12 protein-coding genes are annotated in these 16,150 nt (G+C 69.1%); 8 read left to right on the top strand and 4 right to left on the bottom strand.

The window, feature by feature from the left end; all coding sequences use genetic code 11:
* The first annotated feature begins 30 nt into the window (after nucleotides 1-30).
* The 3 genes from OS889_RS11945 (at nucleotide 31) to OS889_RS11955 (ending at nucleotide 4,390) form a co-directional block, all read left to right on the top strand.
* Nucleotides 31-2,565 (top strand): GcvT family protein, encoded by a 2,535-nt coding sequence (locus OS889_RS11945; RefSeq protein WP_372390076.1) that lies wholly within the window; start codon nucleotides 31-33, stop codon nucleotides 2,563-2,565.
* 98 nt (nucleotides 2,566-2,663) lie between these two features.
* The gene (locus OS889_RS11950) at nucleotides 2,664-3,419 is read left to right on the top strand and encodes an electron transfer flavoprotein subunit beta/FixA family protein (RefSeq protein WP_372390077.1); all 756 of its coding nucleotides are present in this window, start codon (nucleotides 2,664-2,666) and stop codon (nucleotides 3,417-3,419) included.
* A gap of 2 nt (nucleotides 3,420-3,421) precedes the next feature.
* Nucleotides 3,422-4,390, top strand: a complete 969-nt coding sequence (locus OS889_RS11955; RefSeq protein WP_372390078.1) for an electron transfer flavoprotein subunit alpha/FixB family protein — start codon at nucleotides 3,422-3,424, stop codon at nucleotides 4,388-4,390.
* 29 nt (nucleotides 4,391-4,419) lie between these two features.
* Here the strand turns inward: OS889_RS11955 and OS889_RS11960 are convergent, their stop codons facing one another.
* From OS889_RS11960 to OS889_RS11975, 4 genes are all read right to left on the bottom strand, one after another.
* Nucleotides 4,420-5,328, bottom strand: a complete 909-nt coding sequence (locus OS889_RS11960) for a bile acid:sodium symporter family protein (RefSeq protein ID WP_372390080.1) — start codon at nucleotides 5,326-5,328, stop codon at nucleotides 4,420-4,422.
* A gap of 64 nt (nucleotides 5,329-5,392) precedes the next feature.
* A complete protein-coding gene (gene ilvA, locus OS889_RS11965) occupies nucleotides 5,393-6,655 on the bottom strand; it encodes a threonine ammonia-lyase (RefSeq protein WP_372390082.1) in 1,263 nt (420 codons plus the stop codon).
* A 21-nt stretch (nucleotides 6,656-6,676) separates the two neighbouring features.
* Nucleotides 6,677-9,226 carry a GcvT family protein gene (locus tag OS889_RS11970; RefSeq protein WP_372390084.1) on the bottom strand — a complete coding sequence of 850 codons (2,550 nt, stop codon included), beginning with the start codon at nucleotides 9,224-9,226 and terminating at the stop codon, nucleotides 6,677-6,679.
* Between the two features lie 240 nt (nucleotides 9,227-9,466).
* A complete protein-coding gene (locus OS889_RS11975) occupies nucleotides 9,467-10,207 on the bottom strand; it encodes a creatininase family protein (protein ID WP_372390085.1) in 741 nt (246 codons plus the stop codon).
* Between the two features lie 97 nt (nucleotides 10,208-10,304).
* Here OS889_RS11975 and OS889_RS11980 point away from each other — a divergent pair, with 97 nt between their 5' ends.
* The 5 genes from OS889_RS11980 to OS889_RS12000 all read left to right on the top strand — a co-directional run bounded on the left by OS889_RS11980 (nucleotide 10,305) and on the right by OS889_RS12000 (nucleotide 16,087).
* Nucleotides 10,305-11,294: a succinylglutamate desuccinylase/aspartoacylase family protein gene (locus OS889_RS11980; protein ID WP_372390086.1), complete on the top strand. Its 990-nt coding sequence runs from the start codon at nucleotides 10,305-10,307 to the stop codon at nucleotides 11,292-11,294.
* 148 nt (nucleotides 11,295-11,442) lie between these two features.
* Entirely contained in the window at nucleotides 11,443-12,756 is a 1,314-nt protein-coding gene (locus OS889_RS11985; RefSeq protein WP_372390087.1) for a DUF8073 domain-containing protein, read from the top strand.
* Nucleotides 12,757-12,834: 78 nt separating this feature from the next.
* Nucleotides 12,835-13,689, top strand: coding sequence for a methylenetetrahydrofolate reductase (locus OS889_RS11990; protein WP_372390089.1), 855 nt, complete (start codon nucleotides 12,835-12,837; stop codon nucleotides 13,687-13,689).
* Between the two features lie 217 nt (nucleotides 13,690-13,906).
* Nucleotides 13,907-15,154, top strand: a complete 1,248-nt coding sequence (gene glyA / locus OS889_RS11995) for a serine hydroxymethyltransferase (protein WP_372390090.1) — start codon at nucleotides 13,907-13,909, stop codon at nucleotides 15,152-15,154.
* A gap of 111 nt (nucleotides 15,155-15,265) precedes the next feature.
* Nucleotides 15,266-16,087, top strand: coding sequence for a universal stress protein (locus tag OS889_RS12000; RefSeq protein ID WP_372390091.1), 822 nt, complete (start codon nucleotides 15,266-15,268; stop codon nucleotides 16,085-16,087).
* Nucleotides 16,088-16,150: the final 63 nt, after the last annotated feature.

The following is a 16,150-nucleotide window of genomic DNA, read 5'->3' on the forward strand; positions in this document are numbered from 1 at the left end:
GGACAACGGATCTACGAGAGAGACCACAGAATGAGCACGAACGACTTCCCAGATCGCGCAGGTACAGTCATCATCGGGGCCGGGATCGTCGGCAGTTCGCTCGCGGGCGAGCTGGCCGAGCGCGGCCGAGACGACATCCTCCTGATCGACAAGGGTCCGCTCTCGGACCCGGGCGGCTCCACGGGGCACGCGTCGAACTTCATCTTCCCGGTCGAGCACAGCAAGGACATGACCCAGCTGACCTCCGACAGCCGGGATATCTATAGGGAGTTTGACACCTTCGAGAACTCCGGCGGGATCGAGGTCGCCCGCACCGAAGAGCGGATGGAGGAGCTGAAGCGGCGCGTCGTCTCCGCGAAGTCCTTCGGCGAGGAGGCCGAGCTCCTCACCCCCGAAGAGGTCGAAGAGCTCGTCCCCTACGTCAACACCGACATCATCAAGGGCGGATTCTACAGCAAGGGCGCCGGCACGTGTGACCCGCTCCGCGCCGGCGAGCTCTACCGCCAGCAGGCCAAGGACAAGGGCGCGCTCCGGACCGCGGCCAACACCGAAGTGACGGACCTCCACGTCGAGAACGGCGAGATCCAGGCCGTCGAGACCGACGCGGGCACCGTCGAGGCCGACGAGGTGATCATCGCGGCGGGGCTGTGGAGTCCGAAGATCGCCGACATGGCCGGCGTCGATATCCCGCTGTCGCCGGCGGTTCACCAGATGGTCTCGGTCGGCCCGATCGACCGCTTCGAGGACGGCGAGGGCGAGATCAACTACCCGGTCGTCCGCGACATGGACACCCAGATGTACGAGCGCCAGCACGGCAACGACATCGAGGTCGGCTCCTACGAGCACCGGCCGATCCTCTGGGACGTCGAGGACGTGCCGTCCATCGAGGAGGCGCCGCTGTCGCCGACCCAGCCGCCGCTGACCGAGGACGCCTTCGAGCAGTCGATGGAGCACGCCCTGGAGATCATTCCCGACGTACTGGACGACCCCAGCGCCGGGATCCGCCACTCCATCGACGGCCTCCTCTCCGTGACGCCGGACGGCCACCCGCTCCTGGGCCCGATCCCCGAGGTCGACGGGCTGTGGTCCTGTGCGGCCATCTGGATCAAGGAGGCGCCCGCGATCGCCCGCGAGGTCTCCAAGTGGATGACCCAGGGCCACCCCGACATCGACATCGTCGCCCACGACCACGTCGCGCGCTTCGACGAGTACGGCGAGACCAAGGAGTTCGTCAAGAGCCGCGGCCACGAGGGCTACCAGAAGATCTACGGCATCGTCCACCCGCGCGAGCAGTGGCAGTCGACGCGGCCGCTCCGGACGAGCGCGTTCTACAACCGCCAGGAGGAACTCGACGCCGAGTTCTTCGAGGCCGGCGGCTGGGAGCGCCCGCGCTGGTACGAGTCCAACGCGGACCTCGTCGAGGAGTACGAAGACGAGATCGAAGACCTCGAGCGACCCAACGAGTGGGACAACCGCTGGTGGTCCGAGATCATCCTCGCCGAGCACCTCCATATGCGCGACAACGTCGGGATGATCGGCGACACCGGCTTCGGTATCTTCGACATCATCGGCAGCGACGCCACGGAGAATATGCAGAACCTCTGTGTCGCCGAGATGGACGTCGACGTCGGCGAATCGGCGTACACGCCGGTGCTCGCGCCGAACGCCGGGTTCGTCTCCGACCTCACGGTCGCGCGCCTCGGCGACAACCACTACCGCGTCATCACCGGTGGCGCCCACGCCGGGCAGGACAAGACGTGGTTCAAGAAGCACCTCGAAGGCGACGCCGAGCTAATCGGCCGCTCCTCCGAGCTGTGTACCCTCGGCGTCTGGGGGCCGAACGCTCAAGAGCTGATGAACGAGGTCGCCGAAGAGGAGATGTCGACCGACACCTTCGACTTCGCGGATATGAAGGAGGTCACCATCGGCCCGGTGACGGCCAAGGCCTTCCGCATCTCCTACGTCGGCGAGTACGGCTGGGAGCTGTACGCCCCGATGGACCAGGGCCAGAAGCTCTGGGACACCATCTACGAGGCCGGCCAGGAGTACGACATCCGCCCGGTCGGCACGGGCGTCTACGGCGAGACCGGCCGGATGGAAAAGAGCTACCGCCTGATGGGCGCCGAGCTCGAAATCGACTACAACCCCGCCGAGGCGGGCCTGGACTTCCACGGCGTCAAGGACGCCGACTTCATCGGCAAGGAGGCCTACGCCGAGGCCATCGAAGAGGAGAACGCGGCGACGCTCTGTACGCTGTCGGTCACCGACCACGCGCCCGACGGTGGCGAGCCGCGGTATATGACCGGCGGCGAGCCGGTGCTCGACCAGGACGGCGAGGTCCTCATCGACGAGGAGGGGCGGCGCTCCTACGTCACCTCCGCCGGGACCGGGCCCTCTGTGGGCAAGCACCTCCTGCTCGCGTACCTGCCGCAGGAGTACGCTAACGAGGGCGAGGAGCTGCAGGTCGAGTACTTCGGCCAGCAGTACCCCGTCGAGGTCGAGGTCGTCGGTCACGGCGGCGTCTTCGACCCCGAGGGCGACCGCCTGTTCCGTAACGAGTACTGAACGCCGGCCAGCGCCGGATTCGACCACGCCACGTCGCGGCGGCGGGCCGTCCGCCGCCCGTCGTCCGCACACCGCGACCACCAACGATACGAAACACTATGGAAGTACTCACAGCAATCAAGCGCGTGCCCGAAACGGGCGCGAAGATCGTACTGACAGAGGACAAGCAAGATATCGACACCAGCTCGCTCGGGTTCACGTTCAGCCCGCACGAGGAGTGCGCCGTCGAGGAGGGCGTCCAGCTGGTCGAAGAGAACGGCGGCAACCTCACCGCGCTGACGCTCGGCGCGGACGAGGCCACAGAGCAGCTCCGCTCGGCGATCGCGATGGGCGCCGACGACGGGATGCTCCTCGAAACGGAGGGCGGCGAGTGGGGGCCGAAGGCCACCGCGAACGCCGTCGCCTCGGCCGTCGAGGCGCAGAAGCCGGACTTCGATCTGTTCCTGTTCGGGAACGAGTCCGCCGACGCGGCGAACCACCAGGTCGGCGTCCGCGTCGCCGAACAGCTCGGCGTGCCCTGCGTCACCGGGATCAAGGACCTGGAGGTCGACGGCGACACCGCCGTCGCCAAGCGGGAGATCCCCGGCGGCGCCGAGGTCTACGAGGTCGAACTGCCCGCCGTGATCACGGTCAAGGAGGGGCTGAACGAGCCGCGGTACCCCTCGATGCGGGCGAAGATGCAGGCCCGGAAGGCCACCGTCGACACCGTCGAGCCCGAGGCGACGGACGAGGAGCTCGAACTGGTCGAACTCGAAGTGCCCGAGACCGACGACAGCCCCGCGGAGATCCTCGGCGAGAGCCCGGACGCCGCGGGCGACGTCGTCGACGTCCTCGAAGAACTGGAGGTGCTATAACAATGGTACTCGCGTTAGTCGAACACGACGGCGGCGCCGTCGACGACATTTCGCTGGAAGCGCTCACCCTCGCCCGCGACGTCGCGGCCGGCGCGGACGAGGCGCTGGAAGTCATCGCGTTCGGCCCCGAGGCCGAGGGCGTCGCCGAGGAGGTCGGCGCCTACGGCGCGGACGTGGTGAACGCCGTCGACCACGACGCGCTGGACGCGTACGCGCCCGAAGCGTACGCGCGAGCGGTGATTCAGTGCGCCGAGGCGACCGGGACCGAAGCGATCGTCGCTCCGGGGACGGATCGCGGCGCGGAGACGCTGGCGCACGCCGCGGCCAAGCTCGACGTGTCGATGGCCGCCGAGGTGATCGACGTCGAGGTCGGCGACACCTACGAGATCACCCGCCAGCGCTGGGGCGGCACGCTCACCGAGCACGCCGAACTCGACGCCGAGACCAACCTCCTCACCGTCGCGGCCAACGAGATCTCGGCGAGCGCAGCGGGCGGCGAGCCCGCGGACGTCAGCGCGTTCGCGCCCGACCTCGAAGACGACGACACGCGCGTCCAACTCACCGAGGTCGAGGAGTCCGACGTCGAGGGCGTCCCGCTCGCGGAGGCCCGGGTCGTCGTCTCCGGCGGCCGCGGGACCGACGGCGACTTCTCGGAGATCGAGTCGCTCGCCGGCGACATCCCCAACGCGGCGGTCGGCTCCTCGCGCGCCGCGGTCAACGAGGGCTGGCGGCCCCACGACGACCAGATCGGCCAGACCGGCAACAAGATCGCGCCTGAGATCTACATCCCCTGTGGGATCAGCGGCGCCGTCCAGCATATGGTCGGCTGTAAGGGCGCCGAGAACGTCCTCGCGGTGAACACAGACCCCGAGGCGGCGATCATCCAGAAGGCCGACTACGCGGTCATCGCCGACCTCCATGAGGTCCTGCCGGCCGTCGAAGAAGAGCTAGAGAGCCGCGGTCACGCCTGAGTCGAGGCGTCCGCGTCGGATTTCCATTTTCAGTCGGAGCCGCCGACCCACCGCGCCAGCCCGGCGCTCGTCGCCATCTCCACGATCCCGAACGCGACCGCGGGCAGCGACGCGACCGTGGGGAGTCCGGCGGCGACGACGAGCGCGGCCGCAACGGCGAAATCGCGCATTCCAACGGAGAGGACCGAGGCGATCCGCGTCGGGCGGGACCGACCGCGGCTGAAGAGGAGACCGACCGCGTACCCCCCAGCGTTCAGCGCGACCGCGCCGACTCCGACGGACGCGAGCACCGGGACGTTCGCGCGGACGAGAGCCGCGTTGGCGGCGGTCACGCCGCCGATGATGAGCACGACCATCAGGGCCGAGACCGCGGGGTAGTAGTCGTCATAGGCGCCGATGCGGGCGGGCCGCCACGCTCGCGCGCCGACCGCGAGCGCCATCGGGGCGACCACGGCGACGGCGATCTGTTCGACGATCGGCCGCGCGGGGACGTCGACCCCGCCGCCGAGGAGCGTGACGACCGGGGGCACGACCCCGAGGCTGCCCACGCCGGCGGCCACGAGCGCGGTCGAGGACAGCGCCGTGTCGCCCCCGGCGAGTTCGGTCATCACGGGCGTTACGAGTTCGGGCGTGACCGCACCGAGAACGACGAAGCCGACCGTCAGTTCGGGCGAGAGCGTCAGCGCACGGGCGATCGCGTAAGCGAGTGCGGGCATCGTCAGGTGCCCCGCGAGGACGGCGGCGAGGTCGGTGGCGGCGATCTCGCCGAACCGTTCCGCGGAGAGCGTCAGCGAGACGCTGCCGATCATCACTGCGAGGATGGGCGTCAAAGCGCGCGTCACGACCGCGATCGACGGAAACAGGAAGCCGAGCGCGACCGACGCGAGCACCCACAGGAGGAGGTAGTCCTCGACGGTGTCGGTCGGAGAGGTCGGCATCGCCCGCCACTCGTCGTCCGCGGGGTTTGATCCCGTCGGTCCCGTCCCGAGGCGACCGCGATGCCTACCCCGTCGAGCGCGTGACGTCCTCGACGCTGTACTCTTCGGCTTCGATCGCGTCGACGATGCCCGCGGCGTGTTCGGCGCCGCTTGTCTCCACGGTGAACACGAGGTACGCCTCGCCGACCTCCAGGTCCGCCACCGAGCGGTCGTGGCGGACGTCGTGGATGTTCGCGCCCTGGTCGGCGATGATGCCGGAGATGTCCTCCATCTTCCCCGGCCGGTCGTCGATGCGGACCCGGAGGCGGATGCGCTGTTTCCGCTGGGTGAGCGCGTGAACCAGAACGGTCTGGAGCTGTGTCATATCGAGGTTGCCGCCGCAGAGCAGCGGCATCACCGTCTCGCCGGAGACGTCGAGGTCGTCGCTCAGGAGCGCGGCGACGGAGGCCGCGCCCGCGCCCTCGACGACCTGCTTCGCGCGCTTCATCAGGAGGAGGATCGCCCGCGCGATCTCGGTGTCGGTGACGGTGACGACCTCGTCGACGTTCGCCTGGATGACCGACAGCGTCGCCTCGGAGATGCCGCCCGTCGCGATGCCGTCGGCGATGGTGTCGACCTCGTCGAGGGTGACGGGGATGCCCTTGTCGAGGCTCTCGTGGACCGTCTCGGCCCCCGTGGCCTGGACGCCGACGACGCGGGTCTCCGGCGAGAGGTGTTTGATCGCCGTCGAGATGCCGCTTATCAGGCCCCCGCCGCCGATGGGGACGATCACGGTGTCGGCGTCCGGGAGGTCGTGGTACATCTCGGTGCCGAGGGTCCCCTGGCCGGCGATGATGTCGACGTCGTCGTAGGCGTGGACGAACGCCGCGTCGCTCTCCTCGACGGCGGCCTGCGCGTGGCTCATCGTCTCCTGGAAGTCCTTTCCGACCAACTCCACGGTCGCGCCGTAGCTCCGGGTCGCGTCGACCTTCGCTTGCGGGGCGTCAGTCGGCATGTAGATCGTCGAGTCGGCGCCGCACTTCGTGGCCGCGAGCGCGACGCCCTGGGCGTGGTTGCCGGCGCTGGCGGCGACGAACTCCTCGACGCCGTCGGCGACGTCCTGGCTGATTTTGTTGTAGGCGCCGCGGGTCTTGAACGAGCCCGTCCACTGGAGGTGTTCCATCTTCAGGTACACCTCCGCGTCGACGAACCCCCCGAGCGAGGTGCTCTTTTCGACCGGCGTCTGCTTCACGACGGTGTCGTCGTCGATGCGCTCGCGGGCGCGTTCGATGTCAACGTACTGCACGGGCAATGCGTCCGGGTCGGATTCGGGTTCGGTGTCGGTCATAGGTTCTGAAAGGGGGAGGTCTCAGCGGATGATCTTGTCGCGGCCGGGGTCGAACAGGGGCTCGTCTCGGACGGTCGCCTCGTACAGTTCGCCCTCACACCGGACCTGGACGTCGGTGCCGGCCTCGGTGTACTCCGTCGGGAGGTAGGTGTAGGCGATCGACTCGCCGATGCTGTAGCCGTAATCGGCCGCCTGGACGTAGCCCTGGGGTTCGCCGTCGACGAGGACGGGACGCCCCGAGAGCAGGACGTCGTCGGAGTCGTCCAGCGTGATCGGCGTGATTTCGTTTTCGATCCCCTCAGCCTTCGCCGCTTCGAGGGCCTCCTTCCCGACGAAGTCGGTGTCGAGGTCGACGGCGAAGCCGAGGCCGGCCTCGTAGGGGTTCGAGTCGGTGTCGATGTCTGTGCCCCACAGGCGGTAGCCCTTCTCCAAGCGCATCGACGAGAGCGCGCCGCCGCCCATCGGGCGGACGTCGAGGTCCTGGCCGGCCTCCCAGAGCGTCTCCCAGAGGCGATTTCCATATTCGCTCGGCGCCCACAGCTCCCACCCGAGTTCGCCGACGTAGGAGACTCGCAGCGCGATGACGGGCACCTCGCCCACGTAGATCTGTTTCGCGCTGAAGTACGGGAAGCCGTCGTCGGAGACGTCGGCGTCGGTACAGCGCTGGAGCAGGAGGCGCGACTTCGGCCCCCACAGCCCGATGGTGCTCTTTGCGCCCTCCTCGACCGTCACGGAGACTGTCTCGGGGGCGTGGTCTTCGAGCCAGCCGCCGTGGATGCCGGGGGAGTTGCCGCCGCCGGTGGTGACCATATACTCGTCGTCGCCGAGGCGGACGACCGTTACGTCCGCGAGGATGCCGCCGCCCTCGTTCAGGAGCAAGGAGTAGCGGACGTCGCCGACGTCGATGTCGACGTCGTTGCTGCACATCCGCTGGAGGAAGTCGCCGGCGTCGGCGCCCTCGACCATAATCGAGCTGAACGAGGTCATATCGAACATCGAGACCGCATCGCGGGTGTGGAGGTGCTCTGCGCCCTCGATCTTCGATCGATTGATGCCCTGCCAGCCGTCCTGCGCGGGGATCTGCTCGTCGTATTTCTCGACGAGGTCCGCGTTGGACTCGTACCACTGGGCGGACTCCCAGCCGCCGGACTGGTAGAACTCCGCGCCGAGTTCCTTCTGCTGGTGGTAGAAGGGGCTCGTGCGCAGGCCGCGGTGCTTCTCGGGCTGCCAGCGCGGCTCGACGATGCTGTAGACCTGGCGGTAGCGCGTCGCGCCCTTGTCGACGAAGTAGTCCTTCTCGCCCGCGTGGGGCTCGAAGCGGCGGACGTGGACGCCGCCGGTGTCGACCGGGCCCGACGGCAGGCGGGGGACGCCGTTCTCCATCCACTCGGCGACGATCTTGCCGTAGCCGCCGGAGTGGGTCCACCAGATGGCGAGCGCGCTCCAGAGGCCCTCGACCTTCGTCGGGCCGACCGCGGGCATCCCGTCGGGCGTGAAGACGAAGATGCCGTTCTCGGTCATCTCGTAGTCGACGTCCTGGGTGACGGGCAGGAGCTCGTCGAAGGCCTGCTTCGCGGACTTTTCCCTGTCGGGATGGGTGGGCTCTTCCCAGTGTTCGCGGGTGAATCCGTGGACGGACGCCTGGCCGTCCTCGGAGTTCTTCCCCATCGCGTCGGGGTCGACCGAGAGCGTCTCGTGGTTGTACGAGCCCATCCCCAGGCTGTTGCCGTGGGTCCGGAAGTACAGGGAGTTGTCCTGGTCGCGGCCGACGGGGCGGTGCGGCCCCTCGCTCATGTACTCCTGGATGTCGCGGTCGCCGGGCACGGGCAGGCCCTCGGTGTTCTCGCCGACGCTGCTGTCGTGGTCCGCGAGTTCGTCGAGGGGCTCGGTGACGACGTACTGGTGCTCGACGGGCGCGATCGGGAGGTCCAGGTCGGCGAGCTGTCCGGTCTGGTAGCCCCAGTTGTTGGTGGCGATCACACAGCGGTCGCACTCGATCGTGCCGCGGTCGGTGTGGACGGCGGTGATCTCCCCGCCGGCGACGTCGAGGTCCGTGACCTCGGTGTTGCCGTAGAAGTCGGCGCCGTGGCTGTTGGCGATGTACCACTGGAGCGCCGCGATGCCGTCGACGCGGCCGTCCGTGGGGGAGTAGTAGCCGCCGAGGATCTCGTCTTCGTCCACGAGCGGGAGGTGCTCTGTGACCTCCTCGGGCGTGAGGAGCTGGGGGTCCGGGAGCCCGTAGGACTCGGCCCACTCGACGCGGCGGCGGAGGAAGTCCATCCGTTCCTCGCTCCGGGCGAGTTCGATGCCGCCGACTTCGTCGTAGACCCCGGCGTCCGAGAGGAGGCGGCTGGTGTAGTGGGCCGCCTTGGTCTGGATCTTCGAGGGCGAGGTCTGGAACATGATCCCCGGCGCGTGGACCGACGACCCGCCGGTGACGGGGAGCGGTCCCTGGTCGATGACGGCGACGTCCTCGGCGCCGAGCTCGCTGAGGTGGTAGGCGACGCTGCAACCGACCGCCCCGGCGCCGACGACGACGGTCTCCGCCTGCGATGGAAGCTCTGCACTCATTCGTTCTCGTCCGTCGGTGTCGCTCTCACGGGCATAAAGACAACGGTGGCCCGGATAATCGACCAACGGCATCACCCTCCGAGGGTGGATAATACCGCATATTCAAGACGGCCGATCGGACGGCGTCGGACCGCGACCGCGGCTCGACGGCGAACCTCATTGAGACAGATTTTTGATACTATCGGTCGCGTCAGTCACGACGCGCCCGCGACCGTCGAGCACCGGCGGGGCCGAATGGCCTCACGCGTCGCCGACGCGGGGGCTCGGGTCGCGGTCGCGGACGGCGTCCAAGAGGTCACACAGCGCGTCGGCCGAGCGGTCGAGGAGCTCCGCGCCCAGGTCGGCGCTGGACTCGCGCGGGTCCCCGACGACGCCGTTGTCGGTGAACTCCTCGGAGTCGACCGCGAGGTTCACGCGGCCCTGCCAGTCGCCCCAGCGGTCGCTGCCGCCCGCCGCGGCCTCCTCCAGGCGGTCCTCGTGGACGGTCTCGGGGTTCGTGTGGCGGAGGAGGGACGTCTCCAGCGGCCCGGCGTGGCCCATATCCGAGCTGTGGTCGCCCACCTCGTCGAACCACGTGAACGGGACGGCGTAGGCGTCGTCGCGGCGGACGATCCGCGCGGTCACCTCTTTCAGCGCCGAGATGTTCCCGCCGTGGCCGTTGACGACGACGACGCGGTCCCAGCCGTGACTGGCGAGGCTCCCGACGATGTCGCGGACGTACGCGCGGAAGGTATCTTCGCTCGTCCAGAGGGTGCCCGCGAAGTGGCGGTGCTCCTCGGCGACGCCGACGGGAACGGCGGGCGCGACCATCACCGGATCGCGGTACCGCTCGGCGGCCGCGTCCGCGACCGCCTCGGCGTCGAGCGTGTCGGTGCCGAGCGGGGCGTGGGGGCCGTGCTGTTCGGTGCTGCCGACCGGGAGCAGAGCGAGGTGTGTCTCCGCCGCCTCGGCGTCGGTCCACGTCGTGGTCTCCAGATCCATATCCGGTTCGTGGCAAAGCGGACCGATAAACGTACGGCCCTCGGGCGGAGGGTTCCCAAACCCGGGGTTTTTGTCCCGCCGACGCCCGGTTCCGAGTATGGAGTACGCCCCGGTGAGTCACTCGACGAGCGATCGGCGCCTCGGGCGCTTTCCCTCCGGTCGGGACCTCTCGGTGACGGTCCACCACTACGAAGGGGGCCCGGGGCCGACGGTGTACGTCCAGGCCGCCCAGCACGGCATCGAACTCAACGGCCCCGCGGTACTGCGGCGCCTCCACGAGCGCCTCTGCGACGCCGAAATCGCGGGCACGGTCGTCGCGGTCCCGGTGGCGAACCCGATCGCGTTCGACCACCGGTCGTATCTGACGCCCGAGGCGATCGACGCGTTCAACGCGAACTTCAATCGCATCTGGCCGGGCGACGCCGGCGGGAGCTTCCAGGAGCGGCTGGTCGCGAACCTCTGGCCGCTCGTTTCGGCCGCGGACGCCGCGGTCGACCTCCACACGGGGATGCCGGAGATGCTCGAACACGTCCGGTTTCGGGAGTCGGATCCGGCGGCGCGGTCGCTCGCGGAGGCGTTCGGGACCGAGTTCCTGTTGGCCGACGAGGATCCGATCGAGGAGCGGGACGGCGACGGGGGGGACGGAGCCGCTGGCGGCGAGGACTTCGCGGGGAAGTTCCGGCAGGCGGCCGCCCGCGCCGGCGTCCCCGCGATCACGGCCGAGCTCTCGAACAGTCGGACGGTCAGCCGTCCGGCGGTGGAGACCGGCGTCGCGGGCGTGTGGAACGTCCTCCGCGAACGCGACGTGGTGGCAGAGCCCGCGGAGCCGACGGGCACACAGCGGCTCCTCCGCGACGACCTGCCCCGGGTGTTCGGGGAGGCGTCGGGGCTCTTCGAGCTCCGCGCGGACCTGTCGGTCGGCGACGAGGTCGCGGAGGGCGCGGAGATCGGGACGGTGTACGACCCCTCGTCGTTCGAGCACTTGGAGACGATCCGCGCCAGCGGCGACGGGGTGGTCTACTCGGTCGCCCGGGGGCGCGTCGTCGTCACTGGCGAGCGCCTGGCGAGCATCGCGAGCGTCGTCTGAGAGTAATCACTATGAGGGCGTCCCGACCGACCGAGCGGGCCGCCCCACTCGGGAAAACACGTCGGGTCAGAACCCCGAGTATTTGAAAACCCTCACCATTCCACACTCACCGTTAACGGGTCACAATGTGTCGTTTGCTATCACAGAGATGGCGTTTCAGCCGCACTCCTCGTTCGACGCGCTCGCGTCCGTGATCGAACAGCTCGGGGCTGGCGGGCGGACCGTCCGCCGGGCCGAGGCGGCCGCGGGCGACGAGGACGACGCGCTGTGCGCCACGGTCGAGGTCGCGATCCCGCTTTCTGCCCTCGCCGACGGCGCCGACGGGGGCGGCGTGTCGCTCGAACCGGTCGATGACGGCACGGATTCGGGCGTCGTGTTCGGGCTCGAACTCCCCGGGATCGACGCGGCGGGCGTCGACGCCGACGACGGAACGGACGTCTCCGTCCGCGCCGTCGAGGCGACGCTCGGGACGGAGTCGGTGGCGGCGACCCTCGAAATCGTGATCCGGTCGGCCGACACCGACGACGGCTCGGTCGTCGAGGACCGCGTCGGCGGCCGCGACGTCGCGAGCGGTGCCGGCGGGTCGTTCCGCCGCGGGAGCGATCGCCCGCGCGACAGCGGCGAATCGGCGCCGTCGCCCGAAACGCCCGAGGCGCCCGAGGCGGAGGCCGACGTGTTCGGCGGCGTGGAACCCACGGACGCCGACGATGCGGGCGACAGTGAGAGCGGGAACGCCGACGACGAGGCGGACGGGGCCGACGGGCTCGCGGCCGCCCGCGACGAGTCGGTGCCGCCTTACGAGGACGTGGCGTACCTGGCGCGGCTCTACGAGGTCTGTGACACCTTCGCGGAGATGAGCGAGCGGATCGAGATGGACGTCTCTGCGGAGACGGTGCGCCGGTACATGATCGACGCCGACGTCCACTCGCCGACGTCGTACGAACTCGGCGGCGCCGGGCGGACGCCGGACGACAGCGACGACGCCCGGAGCGGTTCAGCCGACGACGGGACCGACGAACCGGACGAGAGCGTCGTCGAGACCGCCCCCAGCGACGAAACGCCCCCCGACGAGGACGGGAGCGACGCCGACGGACGCGGGGACGGAGGCGACGGGAGCCGAAACGCGGAGGCCGCGGCGACGCCGGCCGAGGACCGCACGGAATCGGAGCCCGCCGATCGGGTCGCCCCGGAGTCGTTGCCCGACGAGCAGCTGGTCGCCGACGGGATCGGGCTTCCCGAGTCGCTGACGCTGCCGGACGTCGTGGCGGCCGTCGTCGACGCGCGGACGGTCTACGACGTCCAGCGCGAACTCGGCCTGGGCCACGATCGGACCCGGCAGCTGCTCCGCCAGCTCAACGTCCTCGATCTGGTGCTGTGCCGGGCGTCCCAGGCCGCCGCGCGCGAGGTCAGCGTCGAGACGGTGACCGCGCGGATCCGCCAGTGTACGCCCGACGGCGCCTGACGGCAGGGGCCTGCGCCGATGACGCCCGAGCGGGACGCCGGCCCATAAACAAAAGTGGATCCGCCTCCTTCTGACGGTATGGCATTGGGCGCCCAACGCGGCACGAAGACCGGTGCGGAGTTCCTGCTGACCGAGGCGCGGTTCGAGCTGATGCCGTTCGACAGCTTCGACGACGAGATCGGAGAACTGCCGGACGGCGCCAGCGTCGCGATCACGACCTCCCCGAAGCTCGGGATCGAGCGGACCGTCGAACGATCGGAAGAGGCCGCAGCGGCCGGCTACGAGGTCGTCCCGCACATCGCGGCCCGGTACATCGAAGGGCCCGAACAGCTCGACGAGATCTGCGGCCGGCTCCGGGACGCGGGGATCACGGACATCTTCGTGCCCGGCGGCGACAAGGAGGAGCCGGTCGGGGAGTTCGAGTCCGCCTACGACCTGCTCGTCGCGCTCGACGACCTCGACCACGAGTTCGAGGAGATCGGAATCACGGGCTACCCCGAGGGCCACGACTTCATCTCCGACGCGGAGCTCGCCGAGGCGATGGAGAAGAAGGCGCCGTACGCGACCTACATCGTCACGCAGCTGTGCTACGATCCCGACACGATCCTGGAGTGGATCGAGGAGATCCGCGACCGAGGCGTCGACCTCCCGATCGAGGTCGGCATCCCCGGCGTGATGAAGTACCAGCGGCTCCTGAGCATCTCCCAGAAGGTCGGCGTCGGCGACTCCGTGAAGTTCCTCCGGAAGACCACGGGCATCCTGGGCTTCGTCAAGCAGCTCGTCGGCTCGCGCGGGACCTACAAACCGGACGCCCTCATCGACGGGCTCGCGCCGTACGTCGACGACGAGACCTACAACATCCGCGGCGTCCACATCTACACCTTCAATCAGACGCCCGACTTAGAGCAGTGGCGGCGCGGCCGTCTCGACTGATAGTGTCACTCTCACTGTTTACCGTCGAACGCCACCCTCAGTAATGGCCTTCGGCGGTAAGAGACGAGAGTAGTCACTATGAGTCCGCAGGCTCTCCCTCGTCGTCTCGGAACGCGGATAGGATCTGTGCGGGCCGCGGCGACGAACACAGCCCCTCGGCGGACCGTCAGGTTCTGTCGGAAGTAAGATTATCCCGAGCGGGTCCCGAGACGGGAATATGACGTACGAGACCGTCGCGGAGGTCGACCCCGCCGTGGCCGACGCCCTGGAGGGCGAACGCCGGCGGCAGAACGAGACGCTGTCGATGATCGCGAGCGAGAACCACGTGAGCGAGGCCGTGATGGAGGCCCAAAGCTCCGAGCTGACGAACAACTACGCCGAGGGGTATCCCGGCGAGCGCTACTACGCGGGCTGTGAGCACGCCGACGAGGTCGAGGAACTGGCGATCGAGCGCGCGAAGGAGCTGTGGGGCGCAGAGCACGTCAACGTCCAGCCGCACTCGGGCTCGCAGGCGAATATGTCGGTCTACCTGGCGACGCTGGAGCCGGGCGATAAGATCCTCTCGCTGGACCTGACTCACGGCGGCCACCTCTCGCACGGCCATCCCGCGAACTTCGCGGGCAAGACCTACGAGGTCGAGCAGTACGAGGTCGACGAGGAGACGGGCTACATCGACTACGAGGGGCTCGCCGAGAAGGCCGAAGAGTTCGAGCCCGACATCGTCGTCTCCGGGTACTCCGCGTATCCCCGCGAGGTCGAGTGGGAGCGCGTCCAAGACATCGCGGAGTCGGTCGACGCCTACCACCTCGCGGACATCGCTCACATCACGGGGCTCGTCGCCGCCGGCGTCCACGAGTCGCCGGTCGGCGTGGCGGACTTCGTGACGGGGTCGACCCACAAGACCATCCGCGCCGGACGGGGCGGCATCGTGATGTGCGACGAGGAACACGCCGATGACATCGACGCGGCGGTGTTCCCCGGCGCGCAGGGCGGCCCGGCGATGCACAACATCGCGGGCAAGGCCGTCGGGTTCGGCGAGGCGCTCTCCCCCGAGTTCGAGGCCTACGCCGAACAGACCGTCGCGAACGCGAAGGCGCTGGCCGAGCAGTTGCAGGACCACGGCTTCAGCCTCGTCTCGGGCGGCACCGACAATCACCTCCTCCTCGTCGACCTCCGGCCCTCGCATCCGGACACGCCCGGAAAGGACGTCGAGTCGGCGCTGGAGTCGGCCGGGATCGTCCTCAACGCGAACACGGTGCCCGGCGAGACGCGGTCGGCGTTCAACCCCAGCGGCGTCCGGATCGGGACGCCCGGGGTCACGACCCGCGGCTTCACCGAGTCGACCTGCCGGGAGGTCGCCGACCTGATCGCCCGCGTCGTCGACGACCCACACGACGAGGAGACCGTCTCCGCCGTCGCGGCCCGCGTCGACGAACTGACCGACGAGTACGGCCTCTACGAGTAGGCGCTCGCCGCTCGCGGGCCGTCGACACGCACCGGGCCGCCGACGACTGATCACCGCGGAGCGCGACCGGCGACCGATTTATTTGTCAGGCTATCAATATCACCCCCGAGTATGTATCAGGTGCTTGTCCCGATCGACGGCAACGAGGCGCGGGCGCGCAGTCAGGCCGAATACGCGCTGACGCTCGCAGAGCGCGCGTCGGACGCCGCGGTGACGGTCCTGTACGTGGTCCCGCCGGACGCCCTGGAGACGGACGCCGGCGTCGATTTCACGGAGATCGGCGCGGCCGTGACGGCCGCGGAGTACCTCGAAGAACACGACGTATCAGTAGACCGACGCGTCGAGGGCGGAAAGACGATCGCCGAGGAGATTCTCGACGTCGCCGACGACGTCGACGCCGACGAACTCGTGTTGGGGGGCCGCAAGCGCTCGGGGGTTGCGCGGGTGCTGCTCGGGAGCACGGTCCACGACGTGTTCGTCTCGACCGAGCGGCCGGTGACGATCACCGGGCGGGAGATGTCGATCGAGCGAGGGTCGCGGCGGTTGGTGCTCCCGGTCGACGCCAGCGCCGAGCGCGTAAGCCACCAGGTCGACTACGTCACGAGCTTCCCGGACGCGCCGGAGGATGTCGAGGTAACGGTGCTGTACGTCTTCCCCGAACAGGACTACAAGGGCGCGCCGCCGCACGAGTTCGAAGACGTCGACGCCGCGGTGGAGACCGCAGACGCGCTCGAAGACGCCGGGATCGACACCGAACGGGTCGCCGTCGGCGGCGGCGTCGCACGGACGATCATCGACGAAGCGGAGGAGCGCGACGCCACGGGAATCGTGATGGGCGGCCGCAAGCGCTCGGGCGTCCAGAAGGTGCTCCTGGGCAGCATCACCCAGGACGTGATGCTCTCGGCGGACCGGCCCGTGACGCTCACCGGATAGCACCGGATAGCACCTCGGGGACGCCGTAGAACACGCTCGCCTCCGTCCTCGACGCAGTGCGAC

Source organism: Halobellus sp. MBLA0158 (assembly GCF_041477585.1).
GTDB classification, from domain to species: Archaea; Halobacteriota; Halobacteria; order Halobacteriales; family Haloferacaceae; genus Haloquadratum; species Haloquadratum rubicundus.

What these genes read in the sequence shown, in the direction of transcription:
- OS889_RS11945 (WP_372390076.1), top strand. Translation starts at nt 31, where the DNA reads ATGAGCACGAACGACTTCCCAGATCGCGCAGGTACAGTCATCATCGGG.
- OS889_RS11950 (WP_372390077.1), top strand. Translation starts at nt 2,664, where the DNA reads ATGGAAGTACTCACAGCAATCAAGCGCGTGCCCGAAACGGGCGCGAAG.
- OS889_RS11955 (WP_372390078.1), top strand. Translation starts at nt 3,422, where the DNA reads ATGGTACTCGCGTTAGTCGAACACGACGGCGGCGCCGTCGACGACATT.
- OS889_RS11960 (WP_372390080.1), bottom strand. Translation starts at nt 5,328, where the DNA reads ATGCCGACCTCTCCGACCGACACCGTCGAGGACTACCTCCTCCTGTGG.
- ilvA (WP_372390082.1), bottom strand. Translation starts at nt 6,655, where the DNA reads ATGACCGACACCGAACCCGAATCCGACCCGGACGCATTGCCCGTGCAG.
- OS889_RS11970 (WP_372390084.1), bottom strand. Translation starts at nt 9,226, where the DNA reads ATGAGTGCAGAGCTTCCATCGCAGGCGGAGACCGTCGTCGTCGGCGCC.
- OS889_RS11975 (WP_372390085.1), bottom strand. Translation starts at nt 10,207, where the DNA reads ATGGATCTGGAGACCACGACGTGGACCGACGCCGAGGCGGCGGAGACA.
- OS889_RS11980 (WP_372390086.1), top strand. Translation starts at nt 10,305, where the DNA reads ATGGAGTACGCCCCGGTGAGTCACTCGACGAGCGATCGGCGCCTCGGG.
- OS889_RS11985 (WP_372390087.1), top strand. Translation starts at nt 11,443, where the DNA reads ATGGCGTTTCAGCCGCACTCCTCGTTCGACGCGCTCGCGTCCGTGATC.
- OS889_RS11990 (WP_372390089.1), top strand. Translation starts at nt 12,835, where the DNA reads ATGGCATTGGGCGCCCAACGCGGCACGAAGACCGGTGCGGAGTTCCTG.
- glyA (WP_372390090.1), top strand. Translation starts at nt 13,907, where the DNA reads ATGACGTACGAGACCGTCGCGGAGGTCGACCCCGCCGTGGCCGACGCC.
- OS889_RS12000 (WP_372390091.1), top strand. Translation starts at nt 15,266, where the DNA reads ATGTATCAGGTGCTTGTCCCGATCGACGGCAACGAGGCGCGGGCGCGC.